Below are 22,669 nucleotides of genomic sequence, written 5' to 3' on the forward strand. Positions count from 1 at the left end.
AAGCCTCCTTAATGCGCTCCGAACAGGCTCTTAGAGAGGCTGCCGGTCTTGAACAGGGCGAAGCACAGCAGGACCGTGTAGCCCATGCAGGCCCATATCGCGCCTGAGATATTTCCGTCCGTGGCGATACTCTGTACCAAAACAGAGTAGATTCCCACGCACACCATGATTAGAAATGCCTGGAACGCCAATGCAAACAGGGATTTCAAGTAGTTCTGTCCTGTATGACTCCAATCCCGGTTTGTCATAGTGGCAAGCGGAATCGGTCCAACGGAAGTTGTCAAATACACCTCGATCATGCGGCCGTAGATGACAAGCATGATACAGATGGAAAGGGCGTTCATGGTAAGTCCCACAAAAAGGGACTGGAACCACAGCCCGAACAGTTCTCCCGTGCCCAGGGCTTCAAGCTGCGCCTCCATATCCGTGATGACGCTGCTGATATCAATGGAGGTATTCCCGATGATGACGCCTGCGCTGCTGTTCACAACGCTTTGCCCGACATCGAAGATACCCATGACGATATTCCATGTGTTCGTCACAATGAGAACGGCACAGAAGGTCTTGAAAATCCACTTGAAGAACATCCAGGTGTCCACATCGTGCAGATTATTTTTCTCTGTCACAAGCTGAATCAGCTCATAACACATTACGAATGTCAGGATAACCCCGGCGATTGGAACGATCACCGTTTCAGAGAGGTTTCGGATCATAGAAAAGACGCCGCTGTTCCATGCCAGCGGCGTCTGTCCCACTTCACCGGCGATCTCACCTACTTTGGTATTGACCGTATCGAACATGCCCGACAGGTTTCCCGTGATCCCCTCGATGAGCAGCCCTCGGAGCCATTCATCGAGTTTGTCGAGTATGCCGCCCATAAGCGATCACCGCCGGACGATCAACCGAACAGGCCGGAGAGCAGAGGTACAAGGGTGATGCCGATGAGGGCGACACCGCCGCCGGCCATCAACTGTTTTATCCCCAATTAGGTGTAAAACTCTGCTCGATGGCGGGCGGCGGCGTACAAAAAATCTATATGGTGTTTTTAAGAGAACCGTCCCGGCGGGACAGGTCAGGCAGTGACCTGTTCCACCTCCGGGATGGGTTTGAGATTAAAATGAATTTCGATAGAAATGTGTCTTGTTTTATCTTCGTCAATGCGCTCATGCACGACGATTTCTTTGATTAAGCGGTTGAGGGTGGCTGCGTCCAACTCTGTGATGTTGGCATATTCCTGAATGGCTTCCACCCATTGTTTTGCGTCATTGGCAAGCTGGACTTCATCGGACAGCCGCTTTCTGCCCTCGGACACTTTTGTTTTAAGTTCCGTCTGCTCGGTCTGTGTCTTTTCCAGCATGGTGTTGAAGTTCTGCTCACTGATACGCCCTGCAATCATATCTTCATAAAGCCGCATTACCATTTTGTCCAGAACCTCAATCCGTTCCTCGTCCCTTGTAAGGGAGCGTTCCATTGCTTCCCGCTGTTCCCGCTGCTCGGCTTCACAGGTATTGGTCAGGCGGTCAGCAACCGCTTTCCCGTCCATCAGGGCAGCTCTGGCACATTCCCGGATTTTCCGCAGCACATGACTGTAAAGGGTGTCATAATCAATCCGGTGCTGGGTGCAGTGGTTCTTTCCAAAGGCATTGTAGGTCTTGCAGGAGTAAATCTGCTGGGGATGTTTTGCGTTTGTGTAGCGTACCGTCAGAGACTTCCCACACTCGCCGCATTTTATCAGTCCGGCAAACAGGCTGATTTCATTGGTCTGCCCCGGACGCTGGCGGGATTTCAGCTTGTTCTGCACAATGTCAAAGCTCATGCGGTCAATCAGCGGTTCATGCTGTCCTTCCACTACAATCCAGTTCTCCGGCTTCTTTTCCCCAATCGTGCCGATTTTGAAACGGTAGTCCTTTTTCTGGGAAGCAATCGCCCCAGTGTAAACGGGATTCATCAAAAGGTCTTTGATAACGGAAAAGTCCCACATATACCGCCCGTTTTCCGGGTCTTTCTTTTCCCATTTGGTGCGGGTATTGCGAAGCCCCCGTTCCCGGTTCCACCATGTGGGGCAGGGGATTTTTTCTTCCTCCAGCCGTCTGCGGATATAGTTCGGACCATGACCGTTTAGGGCATATCCGAAAATCAGCCGCACAATCGGGGCGGTTTCCTCGTCAATGAGCAGATGGTTTTTGTCCTCCGGGTCTTTCCGATACCCAAACGGGGCAAGACACCCGGTAAACTGTCCTTTCTGCGCTTTCAGAAGATAAGAGGAATGGACTTTCTTGGAAATATCCTTGCTGTACATCTCGTTCAGGATATTCTTGAACGGGGCGATGTCGTTGTTATCCCGCAGGGTGTCGATACCGTCATTCATGGCGATATAGCGGACACCGTTTCTTGGGAAAAAGTCCTCAATCAAATGCCCTGTTTGCAAATAGTTACGCCCCAGTCGGCTGAGGTCTTTCGTGATGACAAGGTTGATTTGCCTGCGCTCAATGGCTCTCAACATTCTCTGTAAATCAGGACGCTCCATATTAAGACCTGTGAAGCCATCGTCCTGATAGACTGCCACAACCTCCCATCCCTGCTTTTCGCAGTATTTTTCCAGCATATCACGCTGGTTTGCGATACTGGCACTTTCGCCTTGCAGGTCATCGTCCTTTGACAGCCTGCAATAGACCGCCGCACGATAGCCCCCGGCAAGTGCTGAACCGATTGTTCTGTATTCCATTTCGTTCATCATAGCCATTTACCCACACAATCCAGACGGTATCTGGCTCTGTTGAACCTCATCTTCATTATACTTCAAATCTTTCTTTTTAGCAAGATATTCTTTTGTATTTGTTTTGCCGTATTTCTGGGAAATCAGGCTGACGAACACATCGGTGGCGTCCAGTTCCCCGTCAAATACGGTTGTCACTTCAATCTTGGTCTTATTTTTCGCCATAGGCAGTTATCCTCCATACATGAAAATAGCCAGACAGAGAACGGTCGGCAACGAAGTCCGGCAACGGGCTTCAAAAGACCTTGCAAACAATCTCAATCTGGCGTTGATTACTATTTATACTTTTCTTTTATTTTTCTGTTGTTTTGGTTGTCAGAGAGGGAAAAAGCCCGGAAATAAGGGATTTTCCCCGGCAACCGGCTCGGCAACGGGATAGCAACGAAGTCGGCAACGGGCTGTCATTTTCAGAATGGAAGCTCCATCTGCTCTGTGACCTCCACAAAACCGTCCATAGATTTTTCGGGCGGGTTGTCGGTGTCCGTTGCCGGGATTTCACGCTCCCAGCCCTTTTGTCTGCCGTATTCCGCAAACATCCTCGGATTGGAAAAGTAGTTCCACCCGGTAATGCACTGGTTCATTATCTCGTTGATTTCCCGGATTTCCCATTGCTTCGGCTCATCAAAGGTGTGGTTTAAGGCTTCCTTGTAGAGCTGCTTGGAGCAGACCGTTTCCCCGGTGTACTTATCAAGGTAAGCCTGTATCATCCCGGCTTTGGTGTCCTCCGGCATAAAATCCCGCTGGTGTTCTTTGAGATACCGCTGCATGGCTGGGCTGAATGACAGCTTGAACATGCCGCTTCGGTAAATCTCCATTGCTTCCGCCCACATCTGGCTGATATAGGCTCTGGAAGCGGCTTCGTCCTCCAAAATGTGAACCTCGGCTTGCTCCGGGTACACCATGACCGGGATAAATCGGCGGTTGCCGGAACGGTCAAGGGGGAGAAAGTCAAGGGCGTTGGAAGTGCCGCCGAACACGCATTGACGGGGGCGGTCTGCCGGGTGAGTTTCATAGGGAATTTTGTAAACCTCTTTCTGGCGGCTTAGAAAGGACTTGATTTCCTCAATGCTCTTGGCATTGGCGGTTGCCATCATTTCCGACATTTCAATTATCCAGTGACCTTGCAGCTTGCGGTACACGTTATCATCGTCCAGCTTCCGCAAATCATCGGAAAACCACTCGTCCCGGACTGCCAGCAGCCGGAAGAAGGTGGATTTGCCAGCCCCCTGACCGCCTACCAGACACAGCATGATTTCAAACTTGCTTCCGGGCTTAAATGCCCTTGTAATCGCCCCCAGCATGAACAGCTTCAAGGCTTCATAGGTGTAATCGTCCACATCAGCTCCCAGAAAGTGCCGCAGACAGAAGCGGATGCGCTCAGTCCCGTCCCATGCAAGGCTGTTCAGAAAATCCCGGATGGGGTGGTACTTATTCTCATTCGCCACAATCCCGATGGCGGTTTCAATCTTTTTCTCACTGGTAAGCCCGTAGGTTTCCTCCAGATAGAGAAGCAGATACTTCATGTCCGTATCGGTCAGGGCTGTGCTTTCTCTGTGAAAACCGATGGGCTTTATGATGTCCTTGCGGTCGGTCAGGATGTTGTAGGCGATTGCCCCGGCAAGCACAGGGTCACGCTGGAATACGGTCAGGCAGTTCCGTATGCTCTGGCGGACGCCGCCTTTCTCGGTGGTTTCCAGAGTTGCCTTTACTTCCTCAACGCTCTGGGGCGGCTGCATGGCGTTCATGGTGTTTTTTAGTTCTTGCTGCGTCTGCGGCTGCAAGCTCTGCCATTCGCTGTTCAAGCTGTATCACATCCTTTCCGTAGTCCATAATCAAAACCGCTTTTTCCTCTGTCTCCCCGAACAGCAGCACATCCAGCAGATATTCCACATGGGCTTGCTTCTGCAAGGCTTCCACGAACCGGGGATGAAACGCTTCCTCCGGGGAGTGCGGGGCATAGTCGGTTTTCCATACCCGTAAGAGGTGTAGATAATCGGCAAGGACACGGAAGCAATGTGCCTTTGCTTCCCGGAACTGTTCTTCCGGGGATTTCTGCCGGGGCTTGGGCTTCCTTGCCCTGCCCGGTGGCTTCCAGTCCTCATAGGCAAGCCCGAAGTCACTCGCCAACTGTGCGGCGGCTTCCTTTTTCCCCAGCCCGTACAGGGCAGCTACAAAATCAATCACATCCCCATCTGCACCACATCCGAAGCAGTGGAAACGCTTGTCCAGCTTCATGCTGGGGGTCTTATCGTTGTGGAACGGGCAGCAAGCCATCCCGTTTCTGTTTACCCGGATTCCGTAATGCTCCGCAGCCTGTCTTGTCGTAACGGACTGCTTCACAGCTTCAAATACATTCAAATCAATTCCTCCTTGTAAAAAAGAAAAGGCACTTATCATTCTCAATCTGAAAATGGCAAGTGCCTGTTAAAGTTCCATATCCTGTTGTTTGTGTTTCGTCTGCGCCGGGGCGTTTTTCTGTGCTTTCTTCTCGTCAGCCTTATCCTGCAAGACTTCTTTGAGGGGCTGCTTCTTGGGCGGCTCTTTGCTTTCCTCTGTGCCGGGTGTGGCTTTCCGTACCCAGTAGCGGATGTCCCGCAGCTTCTTCAAATCTTCCTGCACCTCGGTCAACGGTACTTTCAAGTCTGCGATTTCGCCCACAAGCTTCGCCTGTTCCTGCAAAAGCTCCTTTTTCGTGCTGTCCTTATCATCCGGGTGCTTGGCAAGGTAGGCACTGGCTTTCTCAAACCGGGCAACCTCCGGGTGTTCCAGCTTGAATTTTTCCTTAGTTTTCTTGAAAAATATCTTCTGGTATTTCTCATAAACGGGCTTACATTCCTTACAGTCCGTCCGGGCGGCAAGGATAGCGTCAATCACGTTGCTGCGGGTTTCCTTTGGCTTCATCTGCTTTCGGTAGTCGGCGGCAGATTTCCCGGACGTTTCTATAAAGTTTTCCAAATCCTCCACGGTGGAAAGTCCCTTTCTCTGAAGATAGGACAGGGCTTCGCTGACTGCCTTTAAGTCTTTGGAAGTTCCACGGTTTTGTCCCGCCCGTGTCCAGTCGCTCCGTTCTGCCTTTCGTACCTCCATGTACTTCATCAACAGATTGGGAAGAAATACCGCTTCCTCCGCAGCTTTTTCCGCAAGCAGTTCTTTTCGTTTTTCACTAAGCTCGATAATCCAGCCTTTGAGATTTTTAATAAGCTGCCGGATAGACTTCATCAGGCTGTTGGCGGCTTTGATTTCCCGGTTCAGATTTCCGATGTTGGTCTGAATCCCTCGCTTTTCCATCTGCCGGACAGCAGCACCCTCATGGACGGTAGGGATAATATCAAGCCCCTGTCTTTCATAAGAACGGAGATCCACCCGCTCCGGGCGGTTGTTGGCTTCCAGATAGCGGTTCTGGATGATCTCCCATTCATGCCGCCAGATTTCACAATACTTGCGGTCGTTCCAGTCAACCGTATCTTCCTTGTGACTTTTCCATCTGCCGGACGGAAGTTTTATCCGTTCCCCGTTCTCGTCAAGGTCATAAACCTTGCGGCTCTTGGGAAGCCATTTCCCATGTTCATCCATTGCCCGCATAGTCAGCATGACATGAGCGTGAGGGTTTCCGTCCCCTTTGTCATGGATGGCAAAATCCACGCACATTCCTTTGGAAACAAACTGCTGATTGCAGAAATCCCGGACAAGGGCGGCGTACTGGTCGGGCGGTATCTCTCTGGGAATGGAAAGCACCCACCGCCTTGCAAGCTGGGAGTTCCATTGCTTCTCAACAGCTTCGGCGGCGTTCCATAAGGTATTGCGGTCTGCATACTCTGGCGGGGCATTTGCCGGGAGCAGGATTTCATTATGGACGATACCACGCTTTTCTGGGTAGTGCTTCACTTGCTGGTCGTATTCACAGAACAGCTTTTCGCCGCTTTGGTAAGCAGCGGCGGCAACAGCAGACTGGCGGTTGCTACGCTGGACGATGGAGATTTGATTGTGTGGACAGGGCATTTAGTGTTCCTCCTTTCCGATTTTAGGTATAAAAAAAGCAGGAGACCTTTTTCAGATTTCCTGCTTGGTGTGCCGCTGGGGGCGGCGGGTATTTAGTTAAAATTCAAGATTACTTAACTTTATAATAGTTTTCTATTGCCTGTGCAAAGAAATCAGAAGCCCCTTCACCGTATTTTTCGTCTATCATTGGTTTGATTTGTTCATTGCGGTAATACTGCGCCTGTGCCATCATAAAGCCTTTTTCTTCTTTTATCTGGGCAAGCTGTTTCATAACAAAGCCATATTCTCCAACAAGCTCTTTTACTTCAAAAGAATCTATGTCACAATTCTGTTTTGCAATCAGTTTTTGCAAAATCGCTTCTATCCGTTTGTTATAGCTTTCTGCAACTTCTTTGCTGACGGGAGTTCGGGCAACAGACAGAAACTTGTCCTTTCCACCATACCATTCAACTACCTTTGCATAGCCTTTCTGCATTTCTTCCGAAGATACGACTTCCATATAATGCTTTTTCCATTGTTCAATGCTACCAAATTCTTTAATTGCAATGTTTCTCATATTCTCCGGCATATGCTCAAGCATGGTTTGGAACATTTCTTCTACTTCTGTTTTGGTAAAAATTGTAAAATCCATTTTGTTCTCTCCTTTCAGAATGTCATCAATGCTGGCAATCAGACGTTCCATTCGTTCTTTCTTTGTTACCAACATTTTTCGCTGTACTTGTAGAATCTGATTTCTTTCAAGAGCCGGATTGTCCAAAACAGCTTTGATTTCTTTCAAGGAGATATCAAACTCACGGAAAAATAAAATCTGTTGTAATGTTTCCAGTGCCTTATCGTCATAAAGCCGGTATCCCGCATCACTTTTTTCTGTTGGCTTTAACAACCCGATTTCATCATAATAGTGAAGCGTGCGAACGCTGATACCTGTTAAATCTGATATTTCTTTTACTGTCCTCATAGCTGCTGACCTCCTGTTCCTGATAAGGTAACTTTAATCTATGACGTTCCGTGAGAGTCAATAGGCATTTTCATTTTTTAGTATAACATTTTTCATTTCTTCTCAAAAGACAGAAAACTGATTCTGTAAAACTTGTCGGCTGGGAACAGCTTGCAACGCAAGGTGTCCCCAGATGGCAAGTCCACAAAAGGGTAGCTGGCGAAAGCCAGCGCAGGGGAAGTGTAGCGTCCCCTGTTTGATTTGGAGCAGACCGTGGCTGCGGAAAATTACAGCCCTCCGGCGAGGAGCCTTCGGAGAACGCAATGCACCAACCTTTGGGTGGTGTATAATTGCGCCCTTAGTAAACTAAGGGGTTTCTGGCTTCTTCCGTTCCAGCAGTTTTTTCAATAATTCCTGCGTGTCCTGTCTGTGAAAAATGAGTTTCAACAACAGCATGACATCATCATCTGTCAGGCGTTCCGGCTCTTGCAGAAAACTTTCCAGCATACCGCCACGGGTACAGAGCCGGTGCGTCCGTTCCTTTCGGGTAAGCTGTTTCAACTGGTGCTGCAATGCCTTTTCATCATTGATGGCTTTCCGCAGTTTCTTTTCGCTTTTCTCCAGCTCCCGGTTGAGCTTTTCCAGCTTTGAGGTATCAGGCAAGGGCAGCGTCCTCCTTTCCCGGTATCAGCACATAAATTCGGTTTGGTTCTCCAACGCCCTGACGCACCCGCATGATAAGTCCGGCGGTTTCCAGTTCATTCAGAGAACGCTTGACCGTCATAGAGCTGCGGGACAAGACTGCGGCAATGGCTGTAACAGGGAAGCAGACAAACAGGATTCCGTTTTCGTCCTCCTGCCCTTTGGATAGCATAGCGTCCAACATCCGGCAGTACATGACCTTTGCGGTGCTGCTGACTGGAAATCCTGTCAACGCTCTGGGAAAGGGCATACAGGGCGGCAATGGTGTGTCTATCGTCATAAATTCAAAATTCATTCGGTGTCTTCCTCCTTTTTCCTTGCTCGTTTGGATAAATAACGGGGGCAGTCAACCACAACCGCCCGGAAGCTCTGCCTGCACCCATGCTGGCATTTCCGGCATAATTCGTTGTAAGTGACACGCCCCCGGTCATTGAGGTAAAAGGAAAGCTCATGCTTCCTCTTTTTGCTCATTCTCGGCATATTGCGCTTCCTCCCGTTTTAGTGTATGGTTTCGGGGCGATTTTCGGCAAAATTACAGTCATAGAACCGCCTAAAATCTCCCGAAGTATCAGCGATAGGGTAGACTATCCCCCTATCAGGTTGTCGTGTTTCGGTATCATTTCGGTGTCAGTTCGCCAGTTCTCCCCGGTGTCGTTCCTCCCCTGAATCTCACAACGGCGTATCGCTCCCTTTGGTATGCTCGTTTCGGTCAGGGTTCCTCCATATCCCTGCCAAAAGTCATGGCACTACATCGCCGGGGAAGCATATCCCACACAGGCTGGTCATTCGATTGGAATAATCCATCGATGAACTACCTGTATCATAGAACATTTTTGTGCCCTGTGCCGTATATCCACAAAGTAGGAATCAGGGGTAAAAATCAGAAATTTCCACGATTGCGGAAAGTGTGATATAATCCAGATAAGCGGCAGCAATCAAACCACCGGAAAGGAGCGTGCGCCCATGAAAGGAGCAACAAGCATACAGGAACGCCTTTGGGAACTCCGCAAGGACAAAGGCTTAAATCTGGAAGAATTATCAAAGCTGACGGGCATTTCCAAATCAGCTCTTGGGAATTATGAAAAAGAGGATTATAAGGAAATCAATCATGGCAACCTTATCCTGCTGGCAGATTTTTATGGGGTGTCCCTCGATTATCTCTTTTGCCGGACAGAGAACCGGGCGGAGATCAACACGCCATTAAGGGAGCTGCATTTGAATGATGAGATGGTGGCACTGCTGAAAAGCGGTCGGATTAACAACCGTCTGCTCTGTGAGCTTGCTACACATAAAGATTTCATCAAGTTTCTTGCAGACATTGAGATTTATGTGGACGGGATTGCTACCATGCAGATTCAAAACCTCAATGCACTTGTCGATACCGTCCGGCATGAAATCATTGAACGGTATCGCCCAGGCGAAGATGACCCGCATTTGAAAGTGCTGCAAGCCGCCCATATCAGTGATGATGAGTATTTCAGTCACATGGTTCTGGATGACCTCAACCTGATTATCCGGGATATTCGGGAAGCCCACAAAAAGGACAGTGAGAGTGCGCCCCAGACCACCGTTGCCGATGAATTGAAAGAAAATCTCGAAGCAGTCGAAAATTTCAAGGGCAGCCGGGATGAAAAGCTGGTTGTCCTTTACTGCAAGCAGCTCGGTATCAACTATAAAAATCTGTCAGACGAAGAATTTCGCTGGCTGATTCGGATTCTCAAAAAATCAAAGAAAATGGGAACGCCTATCAGCCAGAGGAAAAAACGGTAAAAAAAACCGCTGTTGCATGGTTGGGGTGCCTTCCATGTAGCAGCGGTTCTTGCTGTGGTTATTATTTCATTCGTTTTCTTAATATCCGGCGATAATTTGTTTCTCCCTTTGGTGCGTCCTGTATAATTTCCAACACACCATCTTCAAGCATTTTATCAATGCGATTAGAAATCCATACATCACTAATTCCAAGTTGATATTTTCCTAAAACATTACCTATAACAATAGCCATTTTGAATTGCTCTGGCTGTTCCGCAATTTCACGAAGAATGAAACTATCATATATATCTTCTGAAACACTTTGCAATTTACCATTTAGCATTGCACGCAAAGGTGCATTTTCATTTTGAAGTTGATTCCATTTCATAGCACAAGCTGAAAGAAATACAGGCTTAGCTTTTTCTTGTAGAGTTATATATTTTCCCCATTCGCCAGGAGAAACCTCACCCCATGCTATTTTGGATGTCATAGTATTTTCTTTTCCATATTCCCAGGCAGGTAACTTAACCAAATAAATTGTTGTCTGACAGTTTAATGGTCGAAGTTGTTTCATAAGCCAGTACATACCGCAAAGTTCATCCGGATTATAGCTATACCAAATACGAACTTCTTCCCCAGCTACATATCGTTCAATAACCGAAGACAATGTAGTTTTAATTTTCTGTATTTTTTCTTCAACCTGATAGTCTAAATCCTCTACAAACCAGACAGACAGCATTTTCTTGAGAACATTTTTCCGCTGTTCGCCAATTCCATTATCAGAAATATCTCCCACACTAAGAGCCATATCAAAACAATAAACATCACTGCTCTTGCCTCCCAATGGAATAGCATTCTCCCAAGCAATATGTTCTTGTTCCTGTGCTTGAATTTGTGCTTCTTTCATTTCATCTGAAGATGGAACACTCCCATCTTCGTGCCTCATAAAGACCGAAACTGCACTTCCTCTATACTTTCCCTTACCGTAAGTTTGGGCAATTTTCAAACTTCCACAGGCACTTTCACCAAATACAATTTCAATCATCTTATATACCTCCGATTTAATTACTCCCGTATGAATAAATTATATCATGCAAAACAATTTCTTCTGCCCGGTTGTGAATGTTATTACAACGCTGCACCCATTCCATTTGTTGAGTTCGCTTCAATTCCTCTGTCACGCCCTCGGTGGCTTTCATCTGCTCCATGATAGTGTCTAACCGTTCCTGTGCCTGTTCGTTCAGGTCTGCAAGATATGTCCACAATTCTCCGGTCAGTATCAATGTATTCAATCTGGCTGGGTGGACTTCCCTTAAATATTCCCGGTGCATCCGTCCGTACTTTCCGATAGGGCGGTGTTCCTCCGGCAGTTTCAAGTCCGGGATGTAGTAATCTCCGACAAGGATATAATCAATTCCGTTTTCCGTTATTCTTGGTTTCAATTCTCTCATGTTCCTTACCTCCTGTGGAAGCAGGCTCGTCTGGTACTAACTCAATCACATCGGTAATCTCACAATTCAGCGTTTCACAGATACGGGCTAATGTGTCCATGCTGATGTGCTTTCCCTCTTTGCTCATGTTGGCAATCATATTCGTTGTCATACCAGCGGCAAGCCTTAAATCCTCTTTCCTCATATCACGCTCTAACAGTGTGTGCCAGAGTGGTTTATAGCTGATGTGCATATTGTTTTCCTGCCTTTCTATCCATACCACCGGGGCGGCTGCCCCGGCAGGACTTTTCTCTTATTATAGCACCAATCTTGTGAAATCACAATTTATTCTTGTATCCTGCCGCTGATACCGTCTGGATTGGTTTTCCTTTCTTTTTTGTTCCCTTTAATTAGCCATGAACTGTTTCATACCCTGGCTTTTGGAAGCAGGGTTGTCCTGACCGTAACCTTCCAGAAGGTTGATAACGCCCCAGATACCAAGACCTGCGCCCAGGGCCACTACGAGAGTCTGCAAAACACCAACTGCGCTGTTGAAAAATTCCATAAAATAATCCTCCTAAAAAATGTTTTTGATTTTGGGTTAAGTTGTTGCGTCAATCTCGTACACATCGAAGGTGTCCGTGGGTTTTACCACGGCACGCTGCTTCTTCATGTACCGTTCCATGTCAAAGACATTTTTAGGGTCGGCGTCGGCCGTGTATCTGTAATTCGGGTGTCGGGTGAGGTCGTACTTGTCCGAAAGGAACGGACGCACGCCTCGCAGCATGAAGATACACTTGCCGCCGTCCATCACTGCCAATTCGTCCTGGGTCATCAACTCCTTTCCTAATTTCTGATAACTGAGGCCGTGGGAAACCTGGCTGCCCCGGTTTCGGACTGGTTATAGAGATCAATGGTCTCTTTCCCCAGCAACTCCGAAATTTCCTTGAGGGTGGATTTCTCCTTGCCTCCCAAAAACAAGGTGCTGTCACAGTTACCGACGATGGTATCCGCCGCATCCTTGTAGATGGTCTTTAACTGGCTTTGCGACTGCAAAATAATAGAAGCCGATATCTCACGGCTTCGGATGGTGGCAATCAGCTTATCGAAGTTCGGTATCTGGCCGATGTTGGCAAACTCGTCCAGAATCAGACGGACATGGACGGGCAACCGCCCACCGTAGAAGTCATCCGCCTTGTCGCAGAGCAGATTGAAAAGCTGACTATACATGAGGGCGGCCACGAAATTGAAAGTGCTGTCCGTATCTGACAGGATCACAAACAGCGCCGTCTTTTGGTCGCCCAGGGTATCCAGTTCCAGTTCGTCATATTCCATCAGGTTCCGCAGCTCCTTGATATCGAAGGGAGCAAGCCGGGCGCCGCAGGAAATGAGGATGGATTTTAAGGTCTTGCCCGCCGCCATCTTGAATTTGCGGTACTGCTTGACGGCAAAGTGGTCCGGCTCCCGTTCCTCCAGTTGAGAAAAGAGCAGGTCCACCGGGCTTTGATAAGTCTCGTCATCTTCTCTGGCTTCACTGGCATTGATAAGGTCCAGAAGTGTGATGAAGTTCTTTTCTTCCTCCGTGGCCTCGTACCAGATGTAGCCGATCAACGCAGAATAATACAGGCGCTCTGCCTTGACCCAGAAATCTTCCGAAGATTTTTCGCCTTCTCCCTTCGTGTTCATAATCAGGGCGTTCACCAGCTTTAAGATATCCTTCTCTGACCGAATGTAGGCCAGTGGATTGTATTTCATGGATTTTCGGAAGTTTATCAGGTTGAGGCACTTGATACGGTATTTCTTCCGTTCCAGGAAAGTGCCGATCTCCGGCAGCAAGGTCCCTTTCGGATCGGTGCAGACATAGGACGAATGGGCTTGCAGCAGAGATGGTTTACAGAAGAACCGCGTCTTGCCGCTGCCGGAACCACCGATCACCAGAATGTTTTTGTTTCTGGCATACTTCGCCTGCTTTGGACGGCTCGCCATTGTGATCCGCTCCGTCTGCGTCATAGGGATGTTCTGGAAAAAGTCCTTGTCCATGTAGGGAGCGATATCTGCCGCCATACCCCAGCGAGCAGAACCATACTCGATCCCGTGACGGTACTTCTTAGCGTTCTTGCCTTTCAGGTAGACCGCCATGCGAAGGACCACCGCACCGGCTATGCCGATCAGAAGGTCCGTTGGCTGGAAACTGAGCCACGGGGAGGAAAGCGCTGCCGTGAAGCCGTCCCCAATGGAGAGCAGCTTGCCGGAAAGGTCAGCACCGGGCGCAAGCCGGAAAGCCTGTGCCAGCTTATCGAAGGGATACACGAACAGAAGATACGGGAGATTCAGCAAAAACAGTTTTTTCATGTTCATCTCTGCACGCTCCGATCTTTGACCTTTACTTTCTCCCGGTCAATGGTGCGGTGTTCCACTTTCTCCGCCGCCTGTTCCTTCGCCTGGGTCAGCCGTTCCCGGATGGAGGGCTTTTCCTCACGGCTCATTTTCCGGCTGGCAAACTCCTGAAATGCCGCTGTGATGGCATCCGCGTCCCGGCTTTTGAAAAAGACCAGGTAACGAGGCTGCTCTGCAGTGGTGTCCTTCTTCAAGGCAAAATCCACATGGTATTTCTTCGCCACACGGGAGAAAGCCTTGATATTCTTGTCGCTGATCTCGATATTGGCAAGACCGGCGTTCTGGCTGGCAAGCTGTTTAAGGCTCTGCCTGCCGCGGTAGATTTTGGGCTTCTGGCTTTTCTGGATTTCCTCCAAAAACTTTTTGACGGCCTTTTCAAAGACCTGCTCGCTTAGCTTGGCTCCGTCAACAATGAGTGTTACAGCGCCCCGCGTTACTTCCTCCTGCATTTAGCCTCGCCCCCTTTGCCCGTCCCCGTACATATCGTGCTGCACCAGAGAAGAATAGTAGCTGTTGATGGTGGTCGGGGCGTTATACAGCGCCGCCAGAAGGTATTTCTTGATATTGCGGACATAGGTGGTGTTGTCCTTCATGCAGTCCATAACATACTGAACATGGGAGCTGTCCAGCTTCATAAACCGGGACTTTACCACCTCCGCCGGATAATCGTCTCCGGCAATGCGGATGACTTTGCGGGCAGAACATACGGTATCCACGATTAGGTCAACGATTTCGTCAAGCTGCTCACGGTCGATATGGCTGTCCTGCACCAGATAGCTGTACTCGATGTTATCCAAAATCACTTCACGATAACATTCTCTGGCTCCCATCCGATCCGTTCCCATCCGTGCCCCTGCGGGGGTAGGGGGATTTGATTGGATAGGATTTGATAGTTCTGTACTTGATAAATCAGTCTTTGATGTTTCTTTACTTGATTTTTTAGTATTTAATTGTGCGGGGTTTTCCGTACACGGTTCCGCCGTATCCGGGATACCCATATCCGGGTTTTCCGTATATGGCTTTGCCGTACCCGGTAAAGGCGTACCTGGGCTTGACGGCGGCTCGCACTGAGGCATTTCGTAAATGACATACTCGGTATCCGTGATCTTGCCTTTTTCATCCCGAGCTGGGTGCGCCGGATATACCCGTGGTTTTCCAGCTCCTTCAATGCCGCACCGATGCTGTCCACACCTTCCCGGCAGATCGCCGCAAGACCTCTGGTGGTGTAATTCCACTCGTCAGGGAGCGACAACATCATGGACAGCAGCCCTTTGGATTTCAGGGTCAGCGTTCGATCTTTCAAGTGATGGTTCGACATGACCGTATAATCACGGGTCTTTTCAATACGAAAAACAGCCATCTTCGCACCTCCTTCCTGTGAAAATAAAAAGTGTTGATTTTAAGCGGTTTATCCGTCTGTACGCCTCCATAGCCTCCCGCATGGGAAAACATCCACGCCCTGTTCAGAACGCAAGCCACGGAGGAAGAAACAGAAGATTTTCCGCTGATTTTGATACATTTTGGGGGCGGCTACCTCTCACGGTCTTTATGGTCATAGTGGAGATTGCCGGAAAGTACCTTCGCATGGTTGCGGATTTTGATATGCCCCTTTTCCTGATTTTCCAAAGCCTTGCTGTATCCGGTGTCGGTCAGGAACAGGCGCATTTTCTCACCCTTCCAGCCAACAGGCGAGTCATGGGTAAGAACATCAAAGACGATCATGTGTCTGGTTGCCGGGTCGAAACGCTCCAAAGCCATAATGTCATGGCCGGATAACTTCTGCGCCCCGGATTGCTGTCTGGCCTCTGCCAGCATTTCCCCGATGGTGCGGGCTTTCTCCGGCAGACGGTATTCGGTCTGCACCTTGCGGATCAAATCCATGCACTCCTGATCCGACAGTGGGCGGAGCTTGTCCAGAAGGCTTTCTGCCGTTTCTTTCACTGCCGAGTTCGGCGCATAGCGCCATGTCATATAAATCTCATTCAGGGCGGCGTTCTGATTGGTACTTTCAATCTGAAACACCATCCTCATTTCTGCTTCTGTCAGTTTCATTGCCAGCCTCCTTCAAAATGGGTATAAAAAAACGCCATAGGTTTTTTGAGCCTACGGCGTTTCTTGCGATATTCACAGTTCTAAACTTTCCAGCCACTCGTCAAAAGATTTCTTTGAAACGCGGATTGCATTTCCTATGCGGACGATCCTGAACTCCTCCTGCTTGACGAGCTGATATGCGGTTGTGCGGCCGATGTTGAGCATGGCTGCAATCTGTTCCACGGTGTATGTGCGCGGTTCCGGCAGTGACTTTTTCTCTTTCTTGTCCATAGTAACCTCCATGTATTTGCCTTGTCATTTTGACTAAGGGAGTGAAGAATGGCAGTAGCAATCAGCTTTAGCTGGGTGTCCTCTTGCTAAGAATTTGCTAATAGGACCACCCAACGGACACATAAAACTGCGTCAGAATAGGTGTTTTGCACCATAAAGTTCGTTTACTACAAGTCATTCTGCGTAAGGGATGATATTGGAAGTTACATCCGAACCGTGTATCACATGGTAAGCCATACTCCTAAGCGAGGGGTCGGAGGTTCAAATCCTCTTGGCGACGGGCTTCAAAGCGTTCGAAAATGTTAGCTGGATTAGCTGACAACGAACGCTTTTGTTATTTTCTAATCACGTTCTTCAATTCTATTAGCTACAGCTAATGGTCAAACAGCAATGTCTGTTTGGAACTTTACTATCTATAAAAGTTCCAGGCAGGCATTTTTTATTTCCTGAATCCTGGAGGAAAGGAGTCAAGATGACTGAACCAAACAAGCGAAACGTCTGTTATTGAGAGGGTATGGGGAGATCCCCATCAAGATAAAACCCATAGGTTGACGGGAGGCAAAATGGCAATACCGTTAAACATGGGTGGATCTTGCTCTTATTTGTATCCCTCTATATAACGAAACGCTCAGAGGCTGTTTTACAGTGGGGGTAAAAGAAAAAATATCAAAAAATCGATGATTAATGGTAAGCTTGTGATAGAATAGATAAAAGAGAAAAGCATAAAGGATGTTGTTGTGGAGAATATTTGTTATGATTAGAAAGTTGCTGAACAGAGATATCGATAGAGTCGCTGACATATGGTTAAAGACAAATCTGAAAGCACATTATTTTATTTCCAATCAATACTGGAAAAGTAATTATGAATTAGTGAAAGAAATGATGTCACAATCCGAAGTCTATGTGTTTGAAGTGGATAAAATGATACAAGGATTTGTAGGACTAAATGATGAATATATCGAAGGTATTTTTGTCTCTGATGAAATGCAGTCATGTGGCATAGGTAAACTTTTATTGGATTATATTAAGGATAAAAAAGTTAGCTTACGATTAAATGTATACCAGAAGAATGCCAGAGCAATTTCTTTTTACCAAAGAGAAGGGTTCATTATTCAATGTGAAGATTTGGATGAAGATACTGGTGAAAAAGAGTACACTATGCTATGGAAACAAAAATAGAAATCGGAAGTTTACAGCGAGGTGAAAGATGTTGAATTACGTAGAATATGGAAAAGAAAACAAATATGATGATGATATATTTTTCAAAAATACAGTCAAATGAGTCGCTCACAGCAGGGACTAGCCGGTGCAGGAGAATGGGAGACATTGAGAAAGCTGCTGCCGGATTTTAAAGCTAAGCGTGTGCTTGATTTAGGATGCGGCTATGGATGGCACTGTATTTATGCGATGGAACACGGAGCGTCTTCTGTTGTAGGTGTTGATATTTCTCATAAAATGCTCGAGGTAGCCAAAGAAAAAACACATTTTCCACAGGTTGAATATAAATGCTGTGCTATAGAAGATGTGGAATTCCCAGAGGAGAGTTTTGATGTAATATTAAGTTCACTTGCGTTTCACTATGTAGCAGATTATGAGATTTTAGTAAAAAAGATATATAGAATACTGAAGTCTGGTGGTAAGCTAGTTTTTACGGTTGAACATCCTGTTTTTACTGCCTATGGAACACAAGACTGGTATTATAACGAAAAAGGAGAAATACTGCATTTTCCGGTGGATAATTATTATTATGAGGGCAAACGAACAGCTGTGTTTTTGGGAGAAAAGGTTACAAAATTTCATAGAACACTGACCACATGCAGAAATGGATGCTTATATTGCTATGCAAATTATAGTCATAATACAGTAATGCGTAACACTCAAATACACAATCCAACATCGCCTTTACTTTTTGGAGAGGTTGGGTCAGACGATGTTATAAAAGAACGAAAAGTAAAATCCTGCAAGGAATGCCAAATGACTTTGTTTGATCTGTAAAGATTAGCAATAAAGTTGGTATCAGAGAACTTGAAAAGACGCCGGACGCAAGCGGGCATATGGCCGCCGCGCCCGGCGTCTGATTTACCATTTGTCTATGAAATGGAACTTCTAATTGTCATAGTGTAAATATCAAATCCCATAAAATCAAACAAATCGGCATGCCAAAAAGAGAATATCTTCTATCTAGGATAGCATCTGCAAGTCATATAGGTTCTCTTTGAAACTGCGAATACAGGGGATTATTCTGTGGCTTTTCCACCCTTATTCTCACAGTTCTCAGCCCGCTTGGAACTGTAATGCGGACAAGCAACCAGACACACCCGGAAACTCTGCTTGCAGCCGTGAACACATCTTTTGCAGATATGATTATACTGCCGCCTGCCGTTCTCGCCCAGGAAGAACGCCCATTCCAGCCGCCACTTCTTGCTTCGGCTCATAGGCAGTCATGCTCCGGCACATCACGGCCGGGCTTCTTGCCCTCCGAGGGCTTGTGCTCAGCACACTCCCGTTTGGCATCTTCTAACCGCTCACGGATGGAAGGCTTCTCCGGCGTCGTCCGATCTGCGTACTCCTGGGCTTTTTCCGATTCTTCGCCGCGTCTGCCGTTGTTGATAACGCCATCGATCATGCCATAGTCATCCTCCAGCGTCATTTCAGCGGTGCGGAGAGGATTGTCCTTCTCCGGCTGCTCCACTGCCACGGCAAAGGCCCGTGTGCCGTTTCCCATGATAAGATACTTTCCATCATCGGAAACATGGTGGACGCCGTAACCGGCTGTCTCCATCTGCTCTCGGTTCATGGTTGTCACCTGAAAGCTGCCCCTCGGTGTCTGCACACGTTCGCCAGTTTCAAAACGGTCTGGCAGAAAAGCGAGGTCTTGTTTCTCTGCCGGGACAGGGAGGAAAAATCTTCCTCACCAAGTCCAACCACCAGGAAAGTTCCTGCTACGATATCATAAATTTCTCCATTTTCATCCCGTAGCCCACGGTTCAGGTCAAGCCCGATGAGCTTTCCTTCATCATTGCAAACCAGCGCCACCGGGTCAGAATAGGGATTAGTTGCGCCAATGTCTCCGCCGACTTCCGCCTGCAGGGAATGAAGATCGGGGTCGATTTCCTTCACATAGGGTTCCTTCATAGGCTCCACTACAAGCACAGTCATCTTTTCCGAGGCAACCTTCTCCGCAGCGGACAGCATTTCATCCGCATGGGACTTCTCCGGGTCGTTCAAAGCGTCCTTGACCTCCGCCGGATCAAAATCAAGGAATTCCTCATAGCCCGTGGCATCCTTGAACTTTTCAATTTCCGAAGGAAGATAGTCCTCCTGCGTCTGCCCCAGCGCCGCCAGCTTTTCATCCAGAGCGGAAATGCGCCCTGCCATCAGGTTTTCGTAGATTTCCTCCTTGGCAGCCTGTACCTCCGGGTGTTCCGCCGCATACTGCGGATCACGCTGCCGGAAAAACTCGTCCATGTCAAAGGCAATATCCATAGCCCACTCGGTTTTTTCTTCTTCGGGAAGATCATCCTGGAAAGTCATCACCCGGTATTCCTCCGGGATACTGCTGCGCTCGCCGTCATAATACTCATGGAAGGCTTCTCTGGTATCCCACACATAAGTCATTCTGCGTAAGGGATGATATTGGAAGTTACATCCGAACCGTGTATCACATGGTAAGCTATACTCCTAAGCGAGGGGTCGGAGGTTCAAATCCTCTTGGCGACGGGCTTCAAAGCGTTCGAAAATGTTAGCTGGATTAGCTGACAACGAACGCTTTTTTTGTTTTCTAATCACGTTCGTGACATGATTTTCCATTCAAAATGATCAATTACCAGCTAACGCAATCCGATTTTTGTTAGCTGACGGCTAATCAAAATCACCTGTTTGCAAACATGGGTTTCAGGAAGTCCAGCTAACATTTGGGTTTCGCTCTGTTGTCACCCCTTATTTGGGGATGGATACCTGGTTTGAAAAACTGATGGAGAAATAATCTGGGAAAATAGTTTAAAGTTTACATGTTATGATCATGTATGAAGTTGGAACAAAATAAAAGAATTGTGCTATACTATTGTTCAAGAAAAAACTCATTGACATATTTCAATCTATTTAGGAGGATAACAGCATGATATTAAAGTTATTGAAATAAAAACACAATAAAAATCTGATTATCCGCTAAAATACAGTATCTATCAGCATTTTCAAGGAAACAAACTCATCAATTTACTACTTATTTACTACCAACGAATGAGCCTTGATACGCAAGTTTTCCTAGATATGCAAAGATATGGTACAGCACATCAGTATTGAAACAAGAAAAAATTGAATATTTCATAGACTATGGAACGCCTAAAATGACGTTCCTTTTCTATTTTCAGCCGTTCTTATTGGACGGCTATTTTATTACCCAAAATGAAAGGAGCATTAGATTTATGAAAAAGATATTAAAACGATTGTGTACGGGCTTCTTAGCTCTTGCAACTGTCGTTACTGCTTTACCGACTACACCCGTTCATGCAGAAAGTAAGCAATACTGGACGGAAAGTGCAGAGCGTGTCGGTATCATTGAAAAAGTAATGAATGACGGTTCTATTGGTTCTACATTCAATGAGGGCATGATGAAAGTTGAGGCGAAACTGCCTATTGTATCGACATCAATACAGATTTTAAGAATGGCTACAAGACCAGAGCTGACGCAAGCTCACGCATGAGTGCCGACCAGATTTCAGATGTGGCGTTATCCTTAGAATATGTCAAACAGTATGGCGAAGCCCACAAGGAACTGAACTACAAACAAGTTTATCTATTGGAACAATGTGTAGTCTGGCAGAGATTGAGCGTACATCTCGGCTGGCAATGTGATAACGTGCGAGCTTCTTATGATGAAATTCCAAAGGCAACGCAGGACGAAGTTTTCTCTGGTGCAAGAGCCTTTGTCAAAGAAAATAAAGGACGCTATGAATGTGGAGGTTATATCTACTCTGGCGAGGGACAGGAATTAGGGCAATTCTGGGCGAAGTTGAATGTCGGAAATGCTACACTTCAAAAGACTTCCAGTAATACCGGCATTACAGACGGTAACGAAAATTACTCTATTGCTGGTGCAACATACGGTGTCTTTGCTGATAAGGACTGCACAAAACAGCTTGCCACCCTTACGACTGATAAAAACGGAAATACAGATGTTGTAGAGGTAAAAGCAGGCACAATCTATATCAAGGAATTATCCGCACCAGCAGGATATAAGGTAGATAAAACTGTATATTCCTTAAAGGTTGAAGCTGGAAAGACAGCGACTTTGAAAGTATCTGATACGCCAAAAGTAACGGACACTTTGATTGAGCTTTTCAAGATTGACATGGAAACACAGAAAAACAATCCGCAAGGGAACGCTTCTCTAGCAGGCGCGGAATTTACATGGAAGTATTATGCTGGCTTCTATAATAAAGACAATCTCCCTGCCGAAGCTACTCGTACATGGGTTACAAAGACAATTAAATGAATTTCGGACAAAATTTATATCAATGGTTTTTATCAAACGCACAGAGCTTAGTGCTTATGGCGATTGTGGTTATCGGTATCTACTTAGGGTTCAAGCGTGAGTTTTCAAAGCTCATTGGCTTCTTGGTAGTTGCCTTGATTGCTGTCGGCTTGGTATTCAATGCCGGCGGTGTGAAAGATGTACTGTTAGAGCTGTTCAACAAGATTATCGGTGCATAAAATTTTATTGTAGTGCTAATATGTGAGTGATATAATATGGATATGAAGAAAACGACAAATATGAATTTGAACTTAGGAGGAAAACTATTGTGTCAAATATAAAACTAAGAAATACATATAAGTCTTATACAGCGATATTTGTAATTGGTATATTAGTAGGGTGTATATGTAGACTGTTAGATTATTTTCCCGCAGATACACTATGGAGTTTTTCATCACCTCAAACATTGTTTGGTTTTTGGATTATTACCAATACTATCATCGTTATGTTAAGCACCTCAAATATTTGTGCAGGAATTAGTTCGTTCTTGTATATGTTTGGAATGACATTAAGTTTTTATGCTTTACAAGCAATATTAGGAATGTTTATACCTATGTTTTCCGGCGGATTCCGCTTTGGGCTATTCATATTGTTTACTGTTTGGTCAATCGCTTGTGCAATAGCAGCATTTATTCTGTACTATTGGAATAGGGAACATATTTTTAGTTCAGTATTATATTCTTTACCAGTAGGAGCATTATTTGCTGAAACAATAGCAGTTTTTATTTATTTTTTGGAACATCAAACATTCCTATTTCAGTTGTTAATGGATATTATAGGAGCTGTTGTGTTTACCATAATATTTTTCAAAAAAGTAAACTATA

At 46.6% G+C, this 22,669-nt stretch carries 23 protein-coding genes and 5 pseudogenes; 6 read left to right on the forward strand and 22 right to left on the reverse strand.

The annotated features are described in order from the left end of the window. Nucleotides 1-8: 8 nt before the first annotated feature. The 11 genes and pseudogenes from DWZ60_RS08185 to DWZ60_RS08240 all read right to left on the reverse strand — a co-directional run bounded on the left by DWZ60_RS08185 (nt 9) and on the right by DWZ60_RS08240 (nt 8,894). A complete protein-coding gene (locus tag DWZ60_RS08185) occupies nt 9-878 on the reverse strand; it encodes a VirB6/TrbL-like conjugal transfer protein, CD1112 family (RefSeq protein WP_021739912.1) in 870 nt (289 codons plus the stop codon). A gap of 20 nt (nt 879-898) precedes the next feature. After that, nucleotides 899-982: pseudogene (locus tag DWZ60_RS08190) on the reverse strand (Maff2 family mobile element protein); the annotation flags it as partial. A 90-nt stretch (nt 983-1,072) separates the two neighbouring features. Then, entirely contained in the window at nt 1,073-2,743 is a 1,671-nt protein-coding gene (locus tag DWZ60_RS08195) for a recombinase family protein (RefSeq protein WP_119221492.1), read from the reverse strand. After that, nucleotides 2,744-2,941 carry a hypothetical protein gene (locus tag DWZ60_RS08200; RefSeq protein WP_002595176.1) on the reverse strand — a complete coding sequence of 66 codons (198 nt, stop codon included), beginning with the start codon at nt 2,939-2,941 and terminating at the stop codon, nt 2,744-2,746. A 242-nt stretch (nt 2,942-3,183) separates the two neighbouring features. Continuing rightward, nucleotides 3,184-4,521: a virulence-associated E family protein gene (locus tag DWZ60_RS08210; RefSeq protein WP_008394605.1), complete on the reverse strand. Its 1,338-nt coding sequence runs from the start codon at nt 4,519-4,521 to the stop codon at nt 3,184-3,186. Next, the gene (locus DWZ60_RS08215) at nt 4,490-5,134 is read right to left on the reverse strand and encodes a CHC2 zinc finger domain-containing protein (protein ID WP_025544160.1); all 645 of its coding nucleotides are present in this window, start codon (nt 5,132-5,134) and stop codon (nt 4,490-4,492) included. Before DWZ60_RS08215 ends, DWZ60_RS08210 begins: the two co-directional genes overlap by 32 nt. 66 nt (nt 5,135-5,200) lie before the next feature. Further along, nucleotides 5,201-6,775, reverse strand: coding sequence for a MobQ family relaxase (gene mobQ, locus DWZ60_RS08220; protein WP_025544159.1), 1,575 nt, complete (start codon nt 6,773-6,775; stop codon nt 5,201-5,203). 109 nt (nt 6,776-6,884) lie between these two features. Next, a complete protein-coding gene (locus DWZ60_RS08225; protein WP_054325003.1) occupies nt 6,885-7,733 on the reverse strand; it encodes a MerR family transcriptional regulator in 849 nt (282 codons plus the stop codon). Nucleotides 7,734-8,078: 345 nt separating this feature from the next. Continuing rightward, the gene (locus tag DWZ60_RS08230; protein ID WP_097786106.1) at nt 8,079-8,375 is read right to left on the reverse strand and encodes a DUF3847 domain-containing protein; all 297 of its coding nucleotides are present in this window, start codon (nt 8,373-8,375) and stop codon (nt 8,079-8,081) included. Further along, nucleotides 8,368-8,709, reverse strand: a complete 342-nt coding sequence (locus DWZ60_RS08235; RefSeq protein ID WP_097786107.1) for a DeoR family transcriptional regulator — start codon at nt 8,707-8,709, stop codon at nt 8,368-8,370. The genes DWZ60_RS08230 and DWZ60_RS08235 overlap by 8 nt, the downstream gene beginning before the upstream one ends. Then, nucleotides 8,706-8,894, reverse strand: coding sequence for a hypothetical protein (locus tag DWZ60_RS08240; RefSeq protein WP_015573981.1), 189 nt, complete (start codon nt 8,892-8,894; stop codon nt 8,706-8,708). The genes DWZ60_RS08235 and DWZ60_RS08240 overlap by 4 nt, the downstream gene beginning before the upstream one ends. 483 nt (nt 8,895-9,377) lie before the next feature. Here DWZ60_RS08240 and DWZ60_RS08250 point away from each other — a divergent pair, with 483 nt between their 5' ends. After that, a complete protein-coding gene (locus DWZ60_RS08250) occupies nt 9,378-10,184 on the forward strand; it encodes a helix-turn-helix domain-containing protein (protein WP_119221493.1) in 807 nt (268 codons plus the stop codon). Nucleotides 10,185-10,245: 61 nt separating this feature from the next. Here the strand turns inward: DWZ60_RS08250 and DWZ60_RS08255 are convergent, their stop codons facing one another. The 9 genes and pseudogenes from DWZ60_RS08255 to DWZ60_RS08295 form a co-directional block, all read right to left on the reverse strand. After that, complete coding sequence (locus DWZ60_RS08255; RefSeq protein ID WP_014078537.1) at nt 10,246-11,208, reverse strand: DUF3658 domain-containing protein; 963 nt, start codon at nt 11,206-11,208, stop codon at nt 10,246-10,248. Nucleotides 11,209-11,224: 16 nt separating this feature from the next. Further along, nucleotides 11,225-11,614 (reverse strand): TnpV protein, encoded by a 390-nt coding sequence (locus DWZ60_RS08260; RefSeq protein ID WP_009296082.1) that lies wholly within the window; start codon nt 11,612-11,614, stop codon nt 11,225-11,227. Then, entirely contained in the window at nt 11,574-11,846 is a 273-nt protein-coding gene (locus DWZ60_RS08265; protein WP_002593556.1) for a helix-turn-helix domain-containing protein, read from the reverse strand. Before DWZ60_RS08265 ends, DWZ60_RS08260 begins: the two co-directional genes overlap by 41 nt. Before the next feature lie 153 nt (nt 11,847-11,999). Next, nucleotides 12,000-12,158 (reverse strand): Maff2 family mobile element protein, encoded by a 159-nt coding sequence (locus DWZ60_RS08270; protein ID WP_118144607.1) that lies wholly within the window; start codon nt 12,156-12,158, stop codon nt 12,000-12,002. Nucleotides 12,159-12,194: 36 nt separating this feature from the next. Continuing rightward, nucleotides 12,195-13,951: pseudogene (locus DWZ60_RS08275) on the reverse strand (VirD4-like conjugal transfer protein, CD1115 family). After that, nucleotides 13,948-14,439, reverse strand: a complete 492-nt coding sequence (locus tag DWZ60_RS08280; protein ID WP_117863038.1) for a PcfB family protein — start codon at nt 14,437-14,439, stop codon at nt 13,948-13,950. The pseudogene DWZ60_RS08275 and the gene DWZ60_RS08280 overlap by 4 nt, the downstream one beginning before the upstream one ends. After that, nucleotides 14,440-15,350 (reverse strand): annotated as a pseudogene (locus tag DWZ60_RS08285) (DUF6017 domain-containing protein). 170 nt (nt 15,351-15,520) lie between these two features. Continuing rightward, nucleotides 15,521-16,042, reverse strand: coding sequence for a DUF5720 family protein (locus DWZ60_RS20735; protein WP_119221494.1), 522 nt, complete (start codon nt 16,040-16,042; stop codon nt 15,521-15,523). A 72-nt stretch (nt 16,043-16,114) separates the two neighbouring features. Continuing rightward, a complete protein-coding gene (locus DWZ60_RS08295; RefSeq protein ID WP_114000934.1) occupies nt 16,115-16,312 on the reverse strand; it encodes a helix-turn-helix domain-containing protein in 198 nt (65 codons plus the stop codon). A gap of 753 nt (nt 16,313-17,065) precedes the next feature. On the opposite strand from DWZ60_RS08295, the gene DWZ60_RS08305 reads away from it, so the two are divergent. Both DWZ60_RS08305 and DWZ60_RS08310 read left to right on the forward strand, forming a co-directional pair. Then, on the forward strand, nt 17,066-17,491 hold the full coding sequence (locus DWZ60_RS08305) for a GNAT family N-acetyltransferase (RefSeq protein ID WP_119221495.1): 426 nt from the start codon (nt 17,066-17,068) through the stop codon (nt 17,489-17,491). Between the two features lie 28 nt (nt 17,492-17,519). Next, nucleotides 17,520-18,145 (forward strand): annotated as a pseudogene (locus DWZ60_RS08310) (class I SAM-dependent methyltransferase); the annotation flags it as partial. Nucleotides 18,146-18,743: 598 nt separating this feature from the next. On the opposite strand, the gene DWZ60_RS21175 reads toward DWZ60_RS08310, so the two are convergent. Together DWZ60_RS21175 and DWZ60_RS21180 are read right to left on the reverse strand one after the other, a co-directional pair. Beyond that, the gene (locus tag DWZ60_RS21175; RefSeq protein ID WP_119221500.1) at nt 18,744-19,109 is read right to left on the reverse strand and encodes a DUF4316 domain-containing protein; all 366 of its coding nucleotides are present in this window, start codon (nt 19,107-19,109) and stop codon (nt 18,744-18,746) included. A 5-nt stretch (nt 19,110-19,114) separates the two neighbouring features. After that, nucleotides 19,115-19,921 carry a DUF3846 domain-containing protein gene (locus DWZ60_RS21180; protein WP_330422189.1) on the reverse strand — a complete coding sequence of 269 codons (807 nt, stop codon included), beginning with the start codon at nt 19,919-19,921 and terminating at the stop codon, nt 19,115-19,117. Nucleotides 19,922-20,736: 815 nt separating this feature from the next. On the opposite strand from DWZ60_RS21180, the pseudogene DWZ60_RS08340 reads away from it, so the two are divergent. The 3 genes and pseudogenes from DWZ60_RS08340 to DWZ60_RS08350 form a co-directional block, all read left to right on the forward strand. Continuing rightward, a pseudogene (locus DWZ60_RS08340) lies at nt 20,737-21,800 on the forward strand (SrtB-anchored collagen-binding adhesin); the annotation flags it as partial. A gap of 2 nt (nt 21,801-21,802) precedes the next feature. Next, complete coding sequence (locus DWZ60_RS08345) at nt 21,803-22,024, forward strand: hypothetical protein (RefSeq protein ID WP_002323342.1); 222 nt, start codon at nt 21,803-21,805, stop codon at nt 22,022-22,024. Between the two features lie 89 nt (nt 22,025-22,113). Next, nucleotides 22,114-22,669: hypothetical protein (locus DWZ60_RS08350; protein ID WP_119221497.1), on the forward strand; the 556-nt coding region annotated here is incomplete at its 3' end.

It is taken from the genome of Blautia sp. AF34-10, assembly GCF_003477865.1.
Classification (GTDB): Bacteria; Bacillota; Clostridia; order Lachnospirales; family Lachnospiraceae; genus Fusicatenibacter; species Fusicatenibacter saccharivorans.

Bases quoted from the DNA above. Each gene is read 5' to 3' on its own strand.
- DWZ60_RS08210 (WP_008394605.1), bottom strand. From the start codon at position 4,521: ATGAACGCCATGCAGCCGCCCCAGAGCGTTGAGGAAGTAAAGGCAACT.
- DWZ60_RS08250 (WP_119221493.1), top strand. From the start codon at position 9,378: ATGAAAGGAGCAACAAGCATACAGGAACGCCTTTGGGAACTCCGCAAG.
- DWZ60_RS08260 (WP_009296082.1), bottom strand. From the start codon at position 11,614: ATGAGAGAATTGAAACCAAGAATAACGGAAAACGGAATTGATTATATC.
- DWZ60_RS20735 (WP_119221494.1), bottom strand. From the start codon at position 16,042: ATGAAACTGACAGAAGCAGAAATGAGGATGGTGTTTCAGATTGAAAGT.
- DWZ60_RS21175 (WP_119221500.1), bottom strand. From the start codon at position 19,109: ATGAACCGAGAGCAGATGGAGACAGCCGGTTACGGCGTCCACCATGTT.
- DWZ60_RS08200 (WP_002595176.1), bottom strand. From the start codon at position 2,941: ATGGCGAAAAATAAGACCAAGATTGAAGTGACAACCGTATTTGACGGG.
- DWZ60_RS08345 (WP_002323342.1), top strand. From the start codon at position 21,803: ATGAATTTCGGACAAAATTTATATCAATGGTTTTTATCAAACGCACAG.
- DWZ60_RS08255 (WP_014078537.1), bottom strand. From the start codon at position 11,208: ATGATTGAAATTGTATTTGGTGAAAGTGCCTGTGGAAGTTTGAAAATT.
- DWZ60_RS08280 (WP_117863038.1), bottom strand. From the start codon at position 14,439: ATGCAGGAGGAAGTAACGCGGGGCGCTGTAACACTCATTGTTGACGGA.
- DWZ60_RS08265 (WP_002593556.1), bottom strand. From the start codon at position 11,846: ATGCACATCAGCTATAAACCACTCTGGCACACACTGTTAGAGCGTGAT.
- DWZ60_RS08295 (WP_114000934.1), bottom strand. From the start codon at position 16,312: ATGGACAAGAAAGAGAAAAAGTCACTGCCGGAACCGCGCACATACACC.
- DWZ60_RS08240 (WP_015573981.1), bottom strand. From the start codon at position 8,894: ATGCCGAGAATGAGCAAAAAGAGGAAGCATGAGCTTTCCTTTTACCTC.
- DWZ60_RS08185 (WP_021739912.1), bottom strand. From the start codon at position 878: ATGGGCGGCATACTCGACAAACTCGATGAATGGCTCCGAGGGCTGCTC.
- DWZ60_RS08195 (WP_119221492.1), bottom strand. From the start codon at position 2,743: ATGGCTATGATGAACGAAATGGAATACAGAACAATCGGTTCAGCACTT.
- DWZ60_RS08305 (WP_119221495.1), top strand. From the start codon at position 17,066: ATGATTAGAAAGTTGCTGAACAGAGATATCGATAGAGTCGCTGACATA.
- DWZ60_RS08225 (WP_054325003.1), bottom strand. From the start codon at position 7,733: ATGAGGACAGTAAAAGAAATATCAGATTTAACAGGTATCAGCGTTCGC.
- DWZ60_RS08235 (WP_097786107.1), bottom strand. From the start codon at position 8,709: ATGAATTTTGAATTTATGACGATAGACACACCATTGCCGCCCTGTATG.
- DWZ60_RS08270 (WP_118144607.1), bottom strand. From the start codon at position 12,158: ATGGAATTTTTCAACAGCGCAGTTGGTGTTTTGCAGACTCTCGTAGTG.
- mobQ (WP_025544159.1), bottom strand. From the start codon at position 6,775: ATGCCCTGTCCACACAATCAAATCTCCATCGTCCAGCGTAGCAACCGC.